At 70.8% G+C, this 16,040-nt stretch carries 15 protein-coding genes; 9 read left to right on the top strand and 6 right to left on the bottom strand.

The features are described from left to right. Nucleotides 1–18 precede the first annotated feature (18 nt). Both AB0B45_RS05635 and AB0B45_RS05630 read right to left on the bottom strand, forming a co-directional pair. Nucleotides 19–477, bottom strand: a complete 459-nt coding sequence (locus AB0B45_RS05635) for a DUF5360 family protein (RefSeq protein ID WP_358125794.1) — start codon at nucleotides 475–477, stop codon at nucleotides 19–21. Next, a complete protein-coding gene (locus AB0B45_RS05630) occupies nucleotides 461–1,006 on the bottom strand; it encodes a TetR/AcrR family transcriptional regulator (RefSeq protein ID WP_358125792.1) in 546 nt (181 codons plus the stop codon). Before AB0B45_RS05630 ends, AB0B45_RS05635 begins: the two co-directional genes overlap by 17 nt. A gap of 91 nt (nucleotides 1,007–1,097) precedes the next feature. On the opposite strand from AB0B45_RS05630, the gene AB0B45_RS05625 reads away from it, so the two are divergent. Continuing rightward, entirely contained in the window at nucleotides 1,098–2,996 is a 1,899-nt protein-coding gene (locus tag AB0B45_RS05625) for a Xaa-Pro dipeptidyl-peptidase (protein ID WP_358125789.1), read from the top strand. A 40-nt stretch (nucleotides 2,997–3,036) separates the two neighbouring features. Here AB0B45_RS05625 and AB0B45_RS05620 read toward each other — a convergent pair whose 3' ends face one another. After that, nucleotides 3,037–3,837 (bottom strand): DUF4253 domain-containing protein, encoded by an 801-nt coding sequence (locus AB0B45_RS05620; RefSeq protein WP_358125786.1) that lies wholly within the window; start codon nucleotides 3,835–3,837, stop codon nucleotides 3,037–3,039. Nucleotides 3,838–4,064: 227 nt separating this feature from the next. Between AB0B45_RS05620 and AB0B45_RS05615 the strand changes: the two genes are divergently transcribed. From AB0B45_RS05615 to AB0B45_RS05605, 3 genes are read left to right on the top strand one after another with little or no spacing between them, the layout of a single operon-like run. After that, the gene (locus AB0B45_RS05615) at nucleotides 4,065–5,045 is read left to right on the top strand and encodes a histidine kinase (RefSeq protein ID WP_358125784.1); all 981 of its coding nucleotides are present in this window, start codon (nucleotides 4,065–4,067) and stop codon (nucleotides 5,043–5,045) included. After that, the gene (locus tag AB0B45_RS05610) at nucleotides 5,042–5,641 is read left to right on the top strand and encodes a response regulator transcription factor (protein ID WP_358125780.1); all 600 of its coding nucleotides are present in this window, start codon (nucleotides 5,042–5,044) and stop codon (nucleotides 5,639–5,641) included. Before AB0B45_RS05615 ends, AB0B45_RS05610 begins: the two co-directional genes overlap by 4 nt. Further along, on the top strand, nucleotides 5,638–6,222 hold the full coding sequence (locus AB0B45_RS05605) for an HAD family phosphatase (protein ID WP_358125777.1): 585 nt from the start codon (nucleotides 5,638–5,640) through the stop codon (nucleotides 6,220–6,222). Before AB0B45_RS05610 ends, AB0B45_RS05605 begins: the two co-directional genes overlap by 4 nt. Here AB0B45_RS05605 and AB0B45_RS05600 read toward each other — a convergent pair. Both AB0B45_RS05600 and AB0B45_RS05595 read right to left on the bottom strand, forming a co-directional pair. Further along, nucleotides 6,212–6,859 carry a TenA family protein gene (locus tag AB0B45_RS05600; protein WP_358125774.1) on the bottom strand — a complete coding sequence of 216 codons (648 nt, stop codon included), beginning with the start codon at nucleotides 6,857–6,859 and terminating at the stop codon, nucleotides 6,212–6,214. The genes AB0B45_RS05605 and AB0B45_RS05600 overlap by 11 nt on opposite strands. A gap of 158 nt (nucleotides 6,860–7,017) precedes the next feature. Continuing rightward, on the bottom strand, nucleotides 7,018–8,151 hold the full coding sequence (locus AB0B45_RS05595) for a TIGR03118 family protein (protein ID WP_358125771.1): 1,134 nt from the start codon (nucleotides 8,149–8,151) through the stop codon (nucleotides 7,018–7,020). A 90-nt stretch (nucleotides 8,152–8,241) separates the two neighbouring features. On the opposite strand from AB0B45_RS05595, the gene ppgK reads away from it, so the two are divergent. From ppgK to AB0B45_RS05570, 5 genes are all read left to right on the top strand, one after another. Continuing rightward, entirely contained in the window at nucleotides 8,242–8,961 is a 720-nt protein-coding gene (gene ppgK, locus AB0B45_RS05590) for a polyphosphate--glucose phosphotransferase (RefSeq protein ID WP_358125768.1), read from the top strand. Nucleotides 8,962–9,031: 70 nt separating this feature from the next. Beyond that, nucleotides 9,032–12,895, top strand: a complete 3,864-nt coding sequence (gene hrpA / locus AB0B45_RS05585) for an ATP-dependent RNA helicase HrpA (RefSeq protein ID WP_358125765.1) — start codon at nucleotides 9,032–9,034, stop codon at nucleotides 12,893–12,895. A gap of 88 nt (nucleotides 12,896–12,983) precedes the next feature. Further along, the gene (locus tag AB0B45_RS05580) at nucleotides 12,984–13,184 is read left to right on the top strand and encodes a hypothetical protein (RefSeq protein WP_358125762.1); all 201 of its coding nucleotides are present in this window, start codon (nucleotides 12,984–12,986) and stop codon (nucleotides 13,182–13,184) included. 78 nt (nucleotides 13,185–13,262) lie between these two features. Beyond that, the gene (locus tag AB0B45_RS05575; RefSeq protein ID WP_358125759.1) at nucleotides 13,263–13,493 is read left to right on the top strand and encodes a hypothetical protein; all 231 of its coding nucleotides are present in this window, start codon (nucleotides 13,263–13,265) and stop codon (nucleotides 13,491–13,493) included. A gap of 268 nt (nucleotides 13,494–13,761) precedes the next feature. Beyond that, entirely contained in the window at nucleotides 13,762–15,234 is a 1,473-nt protein-coding gene (locus AB0B45_RS05570; RefSeq protein WP_358125757.1) for a PLP-dependent aminotransferase family protein, read from the top strand. A 116-nt stretch (nucleotides 15,235–15,350) separates the two neighbouring features. Here the strand turns inward: AB0B45_RS05570 and AB0B45_RS05565 are convergent, their stop codons facing one another. After that, on the bottom strand, nucleotides 15,351–16,019 hold the full coding sequence (locus tag AB0B45_RS05565; RefSeq protein WP_358125754.1) for a FadR/GntR family transcriptional regulator: 669 nt from the start codon (nucleotides 16,017–16,019) through the stop codon (nucleotides 15,351–15,353). Between the last annotated feature and the right edge of the window lie 21 nt (nucleotides 16,020–16,040).

Here is a 16,040-nt window from a genome sequence, read left to right as displayed (position 1 = left end):
CTTCGTCCGGCCCCAACTCTACGGACTCCCCTCCGGCGCCCCTGCCCCGGCCGGAGGGGACGGGACCCGAGCGTTCATGAGAGCGGGCCATCGGGCGGCGGTGACGAGTCCGACGACGGCGGGGACAGGGAACAGCAGCAGGTACAGGTTCGGGATCCACCAGGCCAGGGAGAAGTCCCCTCGCAGCGTCCAGAAGGCGATCGCCATCAGCCCCGACGCCATCGTCAGCACCAGCGACACCAGCATCAGCGGCTCCCCTCGCCTCCCCCCGCCCCGCAGCAGCCACAGGCTCGTCAGCCCCGTCGCGCTGGCCAGGAGGTCGATCCAGAGGAACGACCAGTTCCAGTCCGCCATCAGCGGGTTGGCGTAGTCGGCGAACGCCCATTCGGCGGGGATCACCCCCAGCCCCGTCACGGTGAAGTACACGACGAACCCGACGTCGGTCACCAGCATGAGGGCCTTAGTCGTTCTCAGCACGGTCGATCAGCTCCAGGAGGTAGCGGCGGGTGCTCTCGTGCAGTCCGGGCTCGGGTTCGCCGAGGCCGAGCAGCCTGACCGCCCACCAGCCGTCCACGGCCAGCCGTACGGCGGTCGCCACGGCGGGGTCGATGCCGTCGTCGGTCAGCCGCGCCTGCCAGGCCGCGAACCGCTCGCGCAGCGGCGTGAGCCCCGCGGGATCGACAAGGACCGCGGCGAGCAGCGCCGCGGTCACCCTGTCGGCGGGCGCGTCGGTGCGGACCTTGGGGATCGTGGCCTCGACGTAGGCGCGCAGGAAGTCTCCCGGTCTGGCGCCCGCGGCGCCGAGCGCGGCGTCGAAGGCGGCGGTGAGCCGGTCGACCATGGCGGCGACCATGGCCTGCTTGGTCGGGAAGTGGTAGAACAGGCCGCCCTTCGACACCCCCGCGCGCTGGGCCACCGCTTCCAGCGTCAGCGACTCGGCTCCGTCGGTGAGCAGCACCTCGGCGGCGGCGTCGAGCAGCCGCTCTCTCGAACTCGGTCTCGGCACGGCTCGAAACTATACCGGCCAGCCGGTGCAGTATGAAAGGTGATCGGCGCGCTCGATCATGGTGAGTCCCCCGACCCCCAGGAGGACCCGCGTGTCACGCTTACGGGCGACCCTCATCGCGCTGACCCTCGTCGCGACCACCGCGCCACCCGCGCAGGCCGCCACCGCCATCACCATCAGGGACGACCGCTCCCAGCCCGTCTTCTCCTACGCCGACGCCGTCCGCGAGCACGTCTATGTCGACTCCCCGATCGACGGCGACGCCGACGGCCGGCTCGACAGGGTGCGGGTGGACATCATCCGCCCGAAGGAATCAGGCCCCTCGCTCAAGGTGCCGGTGATCATCGACGAGAGCCCGTACTACGACAACTCGGGCCGGGGCAACGAGGCCGAACGGAAGGTCTACGACGCCTCGGGCAACCCGGTGAAGTTCCCGCTGTTCTACGACAACTACTTCGTCCCGAGGGGCTACGCGGTCCTCAACGTGGACATGCTGGGCACCACCAAGTCGGACGGCTGTCCCGACACCGGCGGCCAGGCCGACGTCCTGGGCGGCAAGGCCGTCATCGACTGGCTGAACGGCAGGGCGAAGGCCTACCGCGCCGACGGCTCCCCCGCCGAGGCCACATGGACCACGGGCAAGGCCGCCATGATCGGCAAGTCGTACGACGGCACGCTGGCCAACGCCGTGGCCGCCACGGGCGTCGAGGGCCTGGAGACGATCGTCCCGATCTCGGCGATCAGCTCCTGGTACCGCTACCAGCGCTCCAACGGCGTCGTCTACAACTACGACTACGCCTCGTGGCTGGCCAACGCCGTCGACACCGACCCCGACGCCAAGTGCGCCGCCGTACGGGCGAGGATGGACGCCGAGGACGGAGACGCCACGGGCGACTACAACCCGTTCTGGCAGCTGCGCGACTACGAGAAGGACGTCGCCAAGGTCAGGGCCAGCGTGTTCGTGGTCCACACGGTGAACGACCTGAACGTCAAGCCGGACAACTTCTCCGCCTGGTGGGAGGCGCTCGGCCGGCGGGGCGTGCCGCGCAAGATCTGGGTGGGCCAGTACCAGCACGTCGACCCGTTCGACTTCGAGGGCAGGCGCGACGTGTGGGTGGACACGCTGCACAAGTGGTTCGACCACTGGCTCCTCGGCGTGCCGAACGGGATCATGAGCGAGCCCGTCGCCGACGTGCAGGTCGGCCCCACGCAGTGGATCACCCAGCGTGACTGGCCGGCACGCGGGGCGATGCGGATGCCGCTGCGTCCCTCCGCCGAAGGAAAGCTCGGGCTGCTGCCCGCGCGCAGGGGGACGACGGCCGTGTTCACCGACGTGCGGATGCCGGAGACGGAGATGGTCGCCGACGTCGGCACCGCCAAGCCTGGCCGCGTCGCCTTCACCACCGGGGCGCTCCCGCTCGACCTGCGGCTGTCCGGCACCCCGGTGGTCGACCTGCGCGTGGCGCTGGACCGGCCGACCGCCAACCTCACCGCGCTGCTCGTCGACTTCGGCGACGCCACCCGCGTCGACTGGCGGCGCGGGCAGGGCATCACCACGCTGACCGAGGAGGACTGCCACGGCGAGGCGACCGCGCAGGACGACGGCTGTTACCGGAAGGTGGCGACCAACCTGGCCACCCGTCCGCTGGAGATCGTCGCGCGCGGCTGGATCGACGCGCAGAACCGCGACTCGCTGTCCTCGCCGAGCCCGCTGCCCGCGGGCGAGTACGGCAGGGTCGAATGGGAGACGCTGCCGCACGACTACGTCTTCAGGAAGGGCCACCGCCTCGGCCTGGTGCTCGCGGGCACCGACGCCACCTACAGCGGCGAGACGGCCACGGGCGCGACCGTGACCGTCGACCTGGCCAGGAGCAAGGTCACCGTGCCCTTCGTGCTCAGCGCGCCGCTGACCGAGGTGCCCGCCGACACGACCAGGTGGTACGGCCCGCAGGAGGTCGAGCTGCCCACGCCGGAGAACGAGTTCTACTGACCCCTCGGCCGCGCCGCCGTGGCGACCGTCACGGCGGCGCTCAGTCCCACCAGAAGGACCACGAGTACTGCCCGATGATCTGCTCGGCGTAGCCGTAGAGGTCGCCGGCGCCCTGCACGACGTTGTCGGGGCAGAACGCCCAGTGCTCGGCGGCGACGTGGATCGCGTGCTCGGGAGTGACGGGCGGCGCGGCCACGCTCAGCTCCAGCGTGTTGAACCCCATCGCGACGACGCGGGCGCCGAAGCGCTCCTCCCAGCTGCGCACGACGGCGGCCAGCGGGACCATCCACTCGTTGTGATGCAGGGCGCCCTGCCAGCCCATCACGACGAGCGTGTCGGCGCCCCTGCGGGCGGCGGCCAGGCCGAGTGGCATGCCGCGCCCGGCCAGCATCCCCGCGTACCAGTCGGCCACCAGCCCGGGGTCGCCGCGCAGCTTCCCCGGCTCGGCCAGACCAGGGCAGATCGGCCCGAACGGCTCGATCTCCGCGAGCGACTCGGCGGGCACCTGGGCCACCCAGTCCTGCCACACCTCGCTCATGAACCCGGCGGCGGTGAAGGTGTCGACCAGGTCAGGCGAGTCGGGCGCCACCTGCGCCGACGACCACGGCTGCGCCGTCTCGTCGAGCAGCACCGGCCACAGCCCCGAATGCGGGTGCTCGGCCCTCATCGCCGCCCACAGCCCTTCGGGCGCGGGCTCGTCGCTCATCCAGAAGGCCGGACGCCTGGCCGTCTCGTCCGGCCACACGACCTCGCCCGCGGGCAGCCCGAAGGAGAGCGACCGCCCGCGGCCGCCGTCTTCGAACAGCCGGCAAAGACTCGCCGGTAGCTGGTGCGTTTTCATGTCTCGGACGATGGTAATGCCCCGGGACTTTCGTCCTGATGAACACGGGATCGATGAATCTCGGCGGGGTGCGGGCGATCCGGGAGCCTGAGAGCATGAGGATCCCGCTCGCTCACGCGTTCCCGCTGGTGGGGCGCGGCCGTGGCCGGCCGGATGGCCGGATGCCGGACCCACGTCGCCGGGTCCTGCGCCCCCGGCGAGCACCGTCCGGCGTACTGGAGGTGAGGATGCGCCCGTTCTACGTCTGGGTCGCGGTGGCCTACTTTCCCGCCGCCGAACTGGTCGGTGCGCCGACGTGGGGCGGCGCGCTGGGGCTCGTGGTCGTGGTGGCGGCCTACCTGCTGTCGATCAGGCTGGCGTCGTGGCCGCTGCTGGTCCTGCTCGCCGTGGCAACGCTCTCGCTGGGGCTCGCCTACGGCGGCAAGTGGCTCTACCTGCTGCCGCTGGTGTCGATCGCGTGCGGGATCGTGGTGCGGGGGCGGGCGCTGCCGTACGCGCTGGCGTCCGTCACGGTCGCCTCGATGCTGGTGACGCTGCGGGCGGGCGGCGGCGAGGACGGGGTCGCGGCCGTCGCATGGGGCACGTTCATCGCGGGCGTCGTCGTGCACCTCACCATGAGGCTGTCAGAGGCCAGGGAGGAGCTGGCCAGGGCCGCCGTCTCCCGAGAGCGCGAGCGTTTCTCCCGCGACCTGCACGACCTGCTGGGGCACACGCTGTCGCTGGTGGTGGTCAAGGCCGAGGCGGTGCGCAGGCTGGCCCCACGCGACGCGGGCGCCGCCGCCGCGCAGGCCGCCGACATCGAGGAGATCGGGCGCAGAGCGCTGAGCGAGGTCCGCGCGGCCGTGGCGGGGTACAGGGGACGCGGCATGGCCGACGAGCTGGCGGCCGCCCGCCTGACGCTGGAGGAGGCAGGCGTGCGGGCCGAGATCGAGCTGGAGGAGGTACGGCCGCCGCCGGACGCGGACGTGCTGCTGGGCTGGGCGATCAGGGAAGGGGTGACGAACGTGATCAGGCACGCGAGGGCGATCACGTGCGTCATCACGGTGAGGGACGAGGGCGGCAGGGTGGTACTGGAGATCGTCAACGACGGAGCGGCCGCCTCGTTCGTCCGCGGCAACGGGCTGAAGGGGCTGGCCGAGCGGGGCGCCGAGGTGGACGCGGCGGCCGGGGGCGGCAGGTTCACGCTCAGGGTGGCGGTGCCGGCGTGATCAGGGTGCTGATCGCCGAGGACCAGGGCATGATGCGCGACGCGCTCGCCCTGCTGCTCGGCATGGAGGACGACCTGGAGGTGGTCGCCCAGGTCGCCGACGGCGACGAGATCGTCGCCTCCGCGGCGGCGGCGCGGCCCGACGTGGCGCTGCTCGACATCGAGCTGCCGGGGCGCAGCGGCCTCGACGCCGCCGCCGACCTGCACAGGGCGGGGATCGTGGTGCTGATCCTGACGACGTTCGGCAGGCCCGGCTACCTGCGCAGGGCGATGGAGGCGGGCGCTGCGGGGTTCCTGGTGAAGGACGCGCCCGTCGAGGAGCTGGCGGGGGCGATCAGGAGAGCCGTGGCCGGCGAGCGGGTCGTCGACCCGGCGCTGGCCGCCGCCGCCCTGCACGCGGGCCACAACCCCCTCACCGGCAGGGAGCGCGAGGTGCTCTCGGCCGCGCTCGACGGGTCCACGATCGCCGACCTGGCCGTCAGGCTGCACCTGTCGGAGAGCACGGTGCGCAACCACCTGTCGTCGGCCATCGGCAAGACGCACACCAGGAACAGGATCGAGGCGGCCAGGCTGGCCCGGCACAATGGGTGGTTGTGACCTCCTCCTACGACGCTGTTCTCAGCGACCTCGACGGCGTCCTGCGCCAGTTCGACCATGCCGTCCAGGCCGACATCGAGGCCCGCTACGGCCTGCCGCTGATGAAGACGGCCTTCGCGCCCGAGCGCATCCTGCCCGCCACGCTCGGCCGGATCACCGAGGCGCAGTGGGTGGAGTCGATAGCCGAGGCGCTCGGCGGCGACGAGCGGGCCCGCCAGGCGGCGGCCGAGTTCGCGCAGGTGCCGTTCTGGGTGGACGAGGAGGTCAGGACGCTGCTGGCGAAGGCGCAGGAGCGGGTGCCCGTGGTCCTGCTGACCAACGCCATGGACACGCTGGAGGCGCACCTCGACCTGATCGGCCTGACCCACTTCGCCGACGCCGTGGTCAGCAGCGCCCGCGTCGGCCTGGCCAAGCCCGACCCGCGCATCTACGAGCTGGCCGCCGAGGTGGCGGGTGTGGCGCCGGAGCGCTGCCTGTTCGTCGACGACCGGCTGGAGAACGTCGAGGCCGCCCGCGCGCTCGGCATGATCGGCGTGCACTTCACCGAGGTGGGCGACCTGGCGGAGGCGCTCAGCCGCTAGCCATGTCGAAGAAGCGCTTCTCCAGCTCGACGGCCCTGCGGAAGACGCTCAGCACCTCCTGCCTGCCGTCCTCGCCGAGGGCGGGGCCGAGCCGGTCGAGCTCGCCCCGCAGGAACGCCACCCACTGCCTGAACGCGGGCCCCTCGTGCAGCTCGATCCACTCCCTGTGCACGAAGTTCTCCGGGTACGGCTGCGCGGCGCGCGAGGCCCAGCCCAGGTAGGTCCACTCCGCCACGCACAGCACCGCCACGATCAGCGGGTAGTCCTGGCTGGTCCTGGCCTCGTCCATCAGCGTGCGGAAGTCCTCGGTGACCGGTTCGAGCACCGCGGCCCCCGCGCCCGCGCCGAGGGCCTCGAGCGCGCGATGGAAGTAGGTCTTCTCCTCGGTGGTGGCGACCTGCCCGAGGAAGCGCCCGTACGGCACGCGCGCGTCGAAGCTGTCGGCGCTCGCCACCGCCGCGCCGAGCAGCGCGGTGAAGGTGTCGACGAACTGGAAGTCCTGGATGAGGTAGCGCCGCATGTCGTCGTCGGCCACCTCGCCCGTGGTGATCGCCGCCGCGAACGGGTGGGTGACGACCTCGGTCCATGTGGGCTCGCACTGCGTGCGCAGCCACTCGCTGAAGGTTCCCTCGCTCACGACCGCACTGTATCGACATCGTGTCGTCCATGACCGCTTCGCGCGGGCGTCCGGTACGGCCCGCGCCAGCCGTACCGGACGGTCAACAGCGCCTCTCTCGGCCCGCGGCCCCCGCCGGGGACCCGCACGGGGGTCGCCGAGGCTTCGGAGGCGGTACGTCAGTAGCCGTAACCCGAGCCGGGGGTGGAGGCGGCGGGCGACGGGGCGGGGCTCGACGTGGACGGCGTCGAGGACGGGGCCGACTGGGGAGTGCGGGCGCCCGCCGGGCGGATCAGGCCGAGCAGGCCGTGCTGGGCGCCCTCGATCCCGGCGGCGAACCACAGCGCGTTGTCGCCTCCGGTGGCGGCCGTCCCTGGCTCCAGGTCCCACAGGCCCGGCAGCACGATCGCGCGGCCGTTCCCGTCGCGCAGCGGGCCGAGATGGCGGCCGTTCCTGAAGGCGTGGATCCAGCCGTCGCCGAAGTTGCCGACCAGGATCGCGCCCGCGTACTGCCCGAAGCCGCGCGGCGCGACGGTCACGGCCCACGGGGCGTTGAGCGGGCCGCGGGCGGCCAGCCGTCCGGTGAAGCGTCCCGACGCGTCGAAGCGGCTGACGAAGCCCTTGCCCTTGCCCGCCACGGACTTGCCGGTCTGGGCGTCGCGCAGGGCGTAGGAGATCCAGACCGAGCCGCGCGCCACCGAGACGTTGAACGGGGAGTACCCCTCGGGCACGAACGGGTCGGCGAACTGGCGGCGCTGCAGCCGTACCCGCCTGAAGTCGTCGTCGAAGACGTGGACGCGACCGCCCGCGAAGTCGGCGGCCAGCAGGAACGCGCCCTGCTCCGTCTTCATCATGGCCAGGCCCTTGTAGTCGGCGCCGCGGGTGAAGGCGGCGATGACGGCGTTCTTGGGGTCGGCTTCGGCGTTCCATCCGGAGATGGCGCCGCTGGGACTGGCGAAGATGAACGTGGCTGGTTCTCCCTTCACGGTGAAGCCGTCTGTGGGGTTGAACACCTGGCCTGTGGGAGCGCCACCCGGCACGTTGACCTCGGTGGCCTCCTTCTTGCCCGCGCCGGAGTAGACGGTGGCGACGCCGGTGCCGGTGGCCGAGACCCAGAGGGTCTTGCCCATGGCCAGGCCCCACGGGTTGACCAGCTTGGGATCGGTGACCTGGGCCCTGCCCCTGATGTCGGAGACCAGGTTGACGACGTCGAACCTGTTCCTGGTGTGACCCGAGACGAGACCGGCCGACGCCGGGGTGGTGGTGCCGAGGATCAGCGCCGCTGCGCAGAGCATGACGATGCGTGGCCGCATCCTGCCTCCTTGGTATGTGCGCTTGTGACGCGAGATACGTGGGAGGATTGCGCCGGGTTCATCACGACTTTTCAGGGCAGGGTCAGGGACATGGACGTTCTCGGCATCGACATCGGCGGCTCGGGCATCAAGGGCGCTCCGGTGGACGTGAAAGAGGGCAGACTGACCGCGGAGCGGCTGCGCATCCCGACCCCCCAGCCCGCCAAGCCCGAGGGCGTGGCCGAGGTGGTGTCACAGATCGTCGAGCACTTCTCGTGGAACGGACCGGTCGGGGTCACCTTCCCCGGCGTGGTCGTCGACGGCGTCGTGCGGACCGCCGCCAACGTGCACCACTCGTGGGTGGGCGTCGACGCGAGCAAGCTGTTCGGCGGGGCGCGGGTGCTCAACGACGCCGACGCGGCGGGCCTGGCCGAGCTGTCGTACGGCGAGGGCCGTGACCGAGGCGGCGTCGTGCTCATGCTGACCTTCGGCACCGGGATCGGCAGCGCTCTGTTCACCGACGGCAAGCTGGTGCCCAACACCGAGCTCGGCCACCTGGAGCTGCACGGCAAGGATGCCGAGCGCCGGGCCTCCGATAAGGCGCGCGAGGACCACGAGCTGTCGTGGGAGAAGTGGGCCGAGCGTGTCGAGGAGTACCTCAAGCACGTGGAGATGCTGTTCTCCCCCTCGCTGATCATCCTGGGCGGCGGGGTGAGCAAGAAGGCCGACAAGTTCCTGCCGCATGTGAAGATCGACACGCCTGTCGTTCCCGCCGCGCTGCAGAACGAGGCGGGCATCATCGGCGCCGCCCTGATGGCCTCGCTCCCGTAATTGGGATGCGGGCTCGGGAATGAGTCGGGCACGATGAGCGGTTGATCCGCATGCATATCCTGATAGCAGTATGGGAACGCCTTCCTTGATCTCCTCGCTCACCGATCTCCAGTCACGCCTGCCCGAGTTGATGCCGCGCGACCAGCGGCGACTTCGGCGTAGGCTCGACGGCGCGCGCCGGGTGCGCTCCCGCGAAGCGCAACAGAAGATCGCCGCGGAGATCCTCGCCGACGTGGAACGCGCCGAGCAGCGTGTGACGCGCCGCCGCGAGGTGGTGCCCGCGATCCGGTATCCGGACATCCTCCCCGTCTCGCAGCGCAAGGACGACATCCTGGAGGCGATCCGCGACAACCAGGTCGTGATCATCGCCGGCGAGACGGGCTCCGGCAAGACCACCCAGATCCCGAAGATCTGCCTCGAGCTGGGCCGCGGGGTGCGCGGCGTCATCGGCCACACCCAGCCGCGCAGGATCGCCGCCCGCACGGTGGCCGAGCGGATCGCCGAGGAGCTCGACACCACGCTCGGCGACGTCGTCGGCTACAAGGTGCGCTTCACCGACAAGGCGAGCGACTCCACCCTCGTCAAGCTGATGACCGACGGCATCCTGCTGGCCGAGCTGCAGAACGACCGGCTGCTGGAGCAGTACGACACGCTGATCATCGACGAGGCGCACGAGCGCAGCCTCAACATCGACTTCATCCTCGGCTACGTCAAGCAGCTGCTGCCCAGGCGGCCCGACCTCAAGGTCATCATCACCAGCGCGACGATCGACCCCGAGCGCTTCTCCCGCCACTTCGACGACGCGCCGATCATCGAGGTGTCGGGGCGGACCTACCCGGTCGAGGTGCGCTACCGGCCGCTGTCCGAGGACGACGACCAGACCCAGGGCATCGTCGACGCCTGCAAGGAGCTGGTCGTCGAGGGCCAGGGCGACATCCTAGTGTTCCTGTCGGGCGAGCGGGAGATCCGCGACGCCTTCGACGCGCTGTCCAAGGCCGAGTTCCGCAACACCGAGATCCTCCCCCTGTACGCGCGGCTGTCGGCCGCCGAGCAGCACAGGGTGTTCCAGTCGCACACGGGCCGCAGGATCGTGCTGGCCACCAACGTGGCCGAGACGTCGCTGACCGTGCCGGGCATCAAGTACGTCGTCGACCCCGGCTTCGCGCGCATCTCCCGCTACAGCCATCGCACCAAGGTGCAGCGCCTGCCGATCGAGGCGATCTCGCAGGCCTCGGCCAACCAGCGCAAGGGCCGCTGCGGCCGTACCTCCGACGGCGTGTGCATCCGCCTGTACGAGGAGGAGGACTTCCTCGCCAGGCCCGAGTTCACCGACCCCGAGATCCTGCGCACCAACCTGGCCAGCGTCATCCTGCAGATGACGACGATCGGGCTCGGCGACATCGCGGCCTTCCCCTTCGTCGAGCCGCCGGACCAGCGGCAGGTGCGCGACGGCGTCAACCTGCTGCAGGAGCTGGGCGCCTTCGACGCCGCGGGCGGCCTGACCGCGATGGGGCGCAAGCTCGCCGCCCTGCCGGTCGACCCGCGCCTGGCGCGCATGGTGCTGGAGGCGGAGAAGAACGGCTGCGTGCGCGAGGTGATGGTGATCGCCTCCGCGCTGTCCATCCAGGACCCGCGCGAGCGGCCCTCCGACAAGCAGCAGCAGGCCGACGAGAAGCACCGCCGCTTCGCCGACCCCGAGTCCGACTTCCTGTCCTACCTCAACCTGTGGAACCACCTGAAGGAGAAGCAGAAGGAGCTGTCCTCCAGCGCGTTCAGGCGGCTGTGCAAGGCGGACTTCCTCAACTACCTGCGGGTGCGCGAGTGGCAGGACATCTACAGTCAGCTACGGCAGGCGCTCGGCGCCCACCCCAACAGCCAGGACGCCTCGCCGTACCAGATCCACGTCTCGCTGCTCGTGGGCCTGCTGTCGCACCTGGGCGTCAAGGACGTCATCGAGAAGAAGCCCGGTGACGGGCGCAGGCCCATCCAGGAGTACATCGGGGCGCGCAACGCCCGCTTCGCGATCTTCCCTGGTTCGGCGCTGGCCAGGAAGCAGCCCGCGTGGGTGATGTCGGCCGAGCTGGTGGAGACCAGCAGGCTGTGGGCGCGCGTCAACGCCAAGATCGAGCCCGACTGGGTCGAGCCGCTGGCCCAGCATCTGGTCAAGCGCACCTACTCCGAGCCGCACTGGGAGAAGAAGCAGGGCGCGGTCGTCGCCATGGAGAAGGTCACGCTGTACGGCGTGCCGCTCGTCGTCGGCCGCAAGGTCGGCTACGGCAGGATCGACCCCGACCTGTCGCGCGAGCTGTTCATCAGGCACGCGCTCGTCGAGGGCGACTGGGACACCCACCACGCCTTCCTCCGCGAGAACAGGCGGCTCCTTGAGGAGGTCGAGGAGCTGGAGAACCGCGCCCGCAGACGCGACATCATGGTCGACGACGAGGCGCTGTTCGACTTCTACGACCAGCGGGTGCCCGCCGACGTGGTCTCCGCCAGGCACTTCGACGCCTGGTGGAAGAAGCAGCAGGACAAGACGCTGCTGACCTTCTCCCCCGAGATGCTCGTCAACGAGGGCGCGGACGTCAGCACCAACGACTACCCCGACACCTGGCGGCAGCTCGGCCAGCGGATGAAGCTGACCTACCAGTTCGAGCCGGGCACCGAGGCCGACGGCGTCACCGTGCACGTCCCGCTCCAGGTGCTCAACCAGGTCAACGCCGACGGCTTCGACTGGCAGATCCCCGGCCTGCGCGAGGAGCTCGTCACCGCGCTGATCAGGTCGCTGCCGAAGAACGTCAGGCGCAACTTCGTGCCCGCGCCCAATTACGCCAAGCAGGTGCTCCAGCACGTCAAGGCCGGCGGCGAGCCGCTGCTGGAGGCGTTGGAGCGGGAGCTGCTGCGGCTGACGGGCGTACGGGTGCCGCGCGAGGCGTGGCAGCTCGACCAGCTGCCCGACCACCTGCGCGTCACCTACCGGGTGATCGACGAGCGCAAGCGGACCATCGCCGAGGACAAGGACCTCGACGCGCTGAAGAAGCGCCTGGCCCCCAAGCTGCGGCAGACGCTGTCGGCGGCCGGCGACGACCTCGAGCGCACCGGGCTGACCACCTGGAGCATCGGAACGCTGCCGAAGGTGTTCGAGCAGGGGCGTATGAAGGGCTACCCCGCGCTGGTCGACGCGGGCTCGTCCGTCTCCGTGAAGATCTTCGAGACGCAGGACGAGCAGCGCAGGTCCATGTGGCTCGGCACCAGGCGGCTGCTGCTGCTGAACGTCACCTCGCCCGCCAAGTCGCTACTCGGCGGCCTGTCCAACCAGGCGAAGCTGGCGCTGTCGCGCTCGCCGCACGGCGGGGCCGTGGCCCTGTTCGACGACGTGGTCAACGCGGCCGTGGACCAGCTGACGCGCGACGTCGGCGGGCCCGCGTGGGACCCGGTCTCCTTCGACCGGCTCTACCAGCACGTGCGGGCCGAGCTGTACGACACGTCGGCACAGATCCTGTCGAAGGTCGAGCAGATCCTGGCCGCGTGGCACGAGGTCAACCTGAAGCTGGGGGCGCTGCGCTCGTCGGCGTCGACGGAGGACGTGCGCGAGCAGCTGGGCAAGCTCGTCCATCCCGGCTTCATCACGGCGACGGGCGCGGGTCGCCTCTCCGACATCTCCCGCTATATCAGGGCGATCGACCGGCGGCTGGCCAAGCTGCCCGAGGAGCCGTGGCGAGACGTCGAGTGGATGGACAAGGTGCACAAGGTCGAGGACGACTACCTCGACGTGCTCGACAAGCTCCCGCCCGCGCGCAGGACCGACCCTGACGTGCTGGAGATCCGGTGGATGATCGAGGAACTGCGGGTCAGCTTCTTCGCCCAGACCCTCGGCACCCCCACCCCCATCTCGGAGAAACGCATCGGAAAGGCGCTGGACAAACTCCTCCCCTGAACGCATGAGCCATCGCGCTTGCCGGCTCGGACCGTCCTTCGGGGGCGCCCCCCGCCGGCTAGAGCTTCGCCCGTAGGCGAACCAGGGCATGAAGAACTGGGTGATGGGGCCGACCGTCAGTGCGTACAGCACGGTGCCGACGCCCGCGGTCCCGCCGAGCAGCCAGCCCACGGTGAGCACGGTGATCTCGATCAAGGTACGGACGTGCCGGATGGAGCGCCCGGTCGCGGCGGACGCGCCGGTCATCAAGCCGTCGCGGGGCCCGGGGCCGAAGCGCGCGCCGACGTAGACGGCGACGGACAGTCCGTTGAGGAGGATCCCGCCGACGAGCAGCCCGACCCGGGCGGGCAGCCCGAGGTGCTGGGGGATGAGCAGGAGGCCGAGGTCGGACGAGCACGCCAGGACGACGATGTTCGCGACGGTGCCGAACGTCGGCGCCTGCCTGAGGGGGATCCACAGCAGCAGCACGAGAACGCCGAGGACCGCGCTGATCGTGCCGAAGCTCAGTGAGGTGTGGTGCTCCAGCCCCTCGTACAGGACGCTCCAGGGGTTGACGCCGAGCGACGCCCGGACCATGGCCGAGAGGCTGAACCCGTAGAGGGCCAGGCCGACGAACAGCTGCGGGAGGCGTCGCAGTGGACGTTCGGCGAGCCGGACGTAGGTGAGTGGGGGCAGGGACGGGCCGGAGCGGGGCCTCAGTCGAGCCGCGACGCGTGCCATCCGACGGCGGCGTCCGAGTCCGCACTCGCAGCCGTCGGTGATCTCCTGCTCCATAACGTTCGCCTCCAAAGGATTCAAGACCAATGAGGCGAGTCTGTAGAGTGATTGGCCCAGATGACATGGCCAATCTCACGGGAATGGTTGGTATGGCCGAGCCTCTTCAGGGGATGGAACGCGGCGACCGGGCACTGGGCAGCCGGCAGCTCGCCGCCATGCTGCCCGACCTGGCCGGCGCGCGGCCCGCCTACCGCCACCTCGCCCAGGCGATCAGCGCGCTCATCCTGGACGGACGGATCGCGTTGCACGTCAGGCTCCCCGCCGAGCGGGATCTCGCCACCGCCCTGAACACCAGCAGGGCCACCATCACCGCCGTGTACGACCTGCTGCGCGAGCGAGGCTTCGCACACAGCCGCCAGGGCTCCGGCACCTGGACGGACCTGCCGGAAGGCCGCAGGCCCAACGGCGTCACCCGGCTCCTCGGTCGCGAGGACACCGCGATCGACCTTGCCAGGGCCGCCCCCGGGCTGGCGGGGCAGACGCTCGTCGACGCCCTCGCTCACGTCACCCCGCACCTGGCGGAGCACGCGAGCACCCCCGGCTACCACCCTTACGGCCTCCCCGAGCTGCGCGCCGCCATCGCCGAGCGCTTCACCCGGCGGGGCCTGGCCACCGTGCCCGAGCAGATTCTGGTGACCTCCGGCGCCCAGCACGCCTTCACGCTGGTCCTGGCGCTGCTGTGCCGCCCCGGCGACCGCGTCATGGCCGAGAATCCGTCCTATCCGAACGCTCTGGAGGCCATGCGCCGAGCCCGATCGCGCACCGTGTCGGTCCCGGTGACCGACACCGGCTGGGACATCGAGATCATCGAATCGACCTTGCGTCAGGTGGTCCCCCACCTGGCCTACCTGATCCCCGACTTCCAGAACCCGACCGGTTGCCTCATGGCCGATCAGGAGCGCGCCCGCCTCCTGCGCGCCGCCCAACGCTCAGGGACCTGGCTGGTCATCGACGAGACCCTGGCCGAGCTGGCCCTCGACGTCCCGGCCCCACCGCCCTTCGCCTCCCACACCACGCCCAGCGGAACCGGCCAGGTCATCACCATCGGCTCGATGAGCAAGACCCACTGGGCGGGGCTGCGCATGGGCTGGCTGCGCGCCCCCGCGCGGCTCGTCACCGAGCTCGCCGGCCAGCGGGTCGCCACGGACATGGGCGGCTCGGTCCTGGACCAGTTGCTGGCCCTCGACCTGCTGACTCGGGCCGGGGACCTGCTGCCTGCCCGCCTGGAACAGCTGCGCGAACGGCGCACCGCCCTGGCCGCCGCCCTGGCCGAGCACGTCCCGCAGTGGACCTGGCGACTGCCGCCCGGCGGTCTGTCGCTGTGGGTCGACCTGGGCGAGCCCATCGCCACGACGCTGGCCGAACGGGCACTGGACTACGGGGTCCGGATCGAGAGCGGCACCTACTTCGCCACCGACCCCGGCATTTTCGAACAGCGTCTCCGCATCCCCTACACAACACCTCCGGACACTCTGCGCGAGGCCGTACGCCGCATGGCCGCCGCCCTCGCCGATGGACCCTCGCCCTCGTCCGCCACCGGGCGACCGCACTGGGTCGCCTGACAGCGTCCGCCACCGGCTGAGACGTCCGTCGGCCCGGGACCGAAGCGGCGACCACCCCTCACCCGCTTCCGCGCCGGCGACTCGTCATATGACCCGACCGAGGCAGGCCCATGCTGTCAGAGGTCGTTCTGCTGCTGGTCGAGGATGGCGAGCGCCACCGCTACCGCCGTCGAGGCGTCGCCCGCCTCGATCGCCGCCAGCAGTTCGTCGTGTGCGGTGTCCGATCCCAGCACCGCCCGTTCCATGCAGTGGTCGCTCCGCACGCTGTCCCGCAGCGCGTCGCTCATGCTCCTGTACAGGTCCCCCAGCACCGGGTTGTGGGCGGCCTGAGCGACCAGCACGTGGAAGTCCACGTCCGCGTCGGCGAAGGCGTCCACGTCCACCGACCGGCTCGCCTCGGCCCTGCGGGCCAGCGCCTCCTTCATCAGGCTCAGGTCCTCGTCCGTCCGTTTGGTGGCCGCCAGCCGTGCCGCCACCAGGTCGAGGCCGCGCCGTACGTCGATGATGTCCATCGCCGCCGCCCTGTCGAGCCGTCGGCGCAGGGCCACCTGCGACTCGTCGCTGGCCGTCACGTAGGTGCCGTCACCCTGCCTGGTCGTCAGCAACCCCGCGTGGACGAGCACCCGTACGGCCTCGCGCACCGACAGCCTGCTCACGCCGAGCGAGGCGGCCAGCTGGCTCTCCGACGGGATCTTGCTGCCGACCGGCCAGGACCCGCTCACTATCTCCTGGCGCAGCTCGGCGATCGCGGCGTCGACGAGCGAGATCCGGCCCACGTTCCGCATCAGTCCTCTTCTCTAAACATC

This window comes from Nonomuraea sp. NPDC049152, assembly GCF_040648355.1.
Classification (GTDB): Bacteria; Actinomycetota; Actinomycetes; order Streptosporangiales; family Streptosporangiaceae; genus Nonomuraea.
The sequence above is the reverse complement of the archived record's forward strand: the minus strand, read 5'-3'. Positions and strand labels throughout refer to the sequence as shown.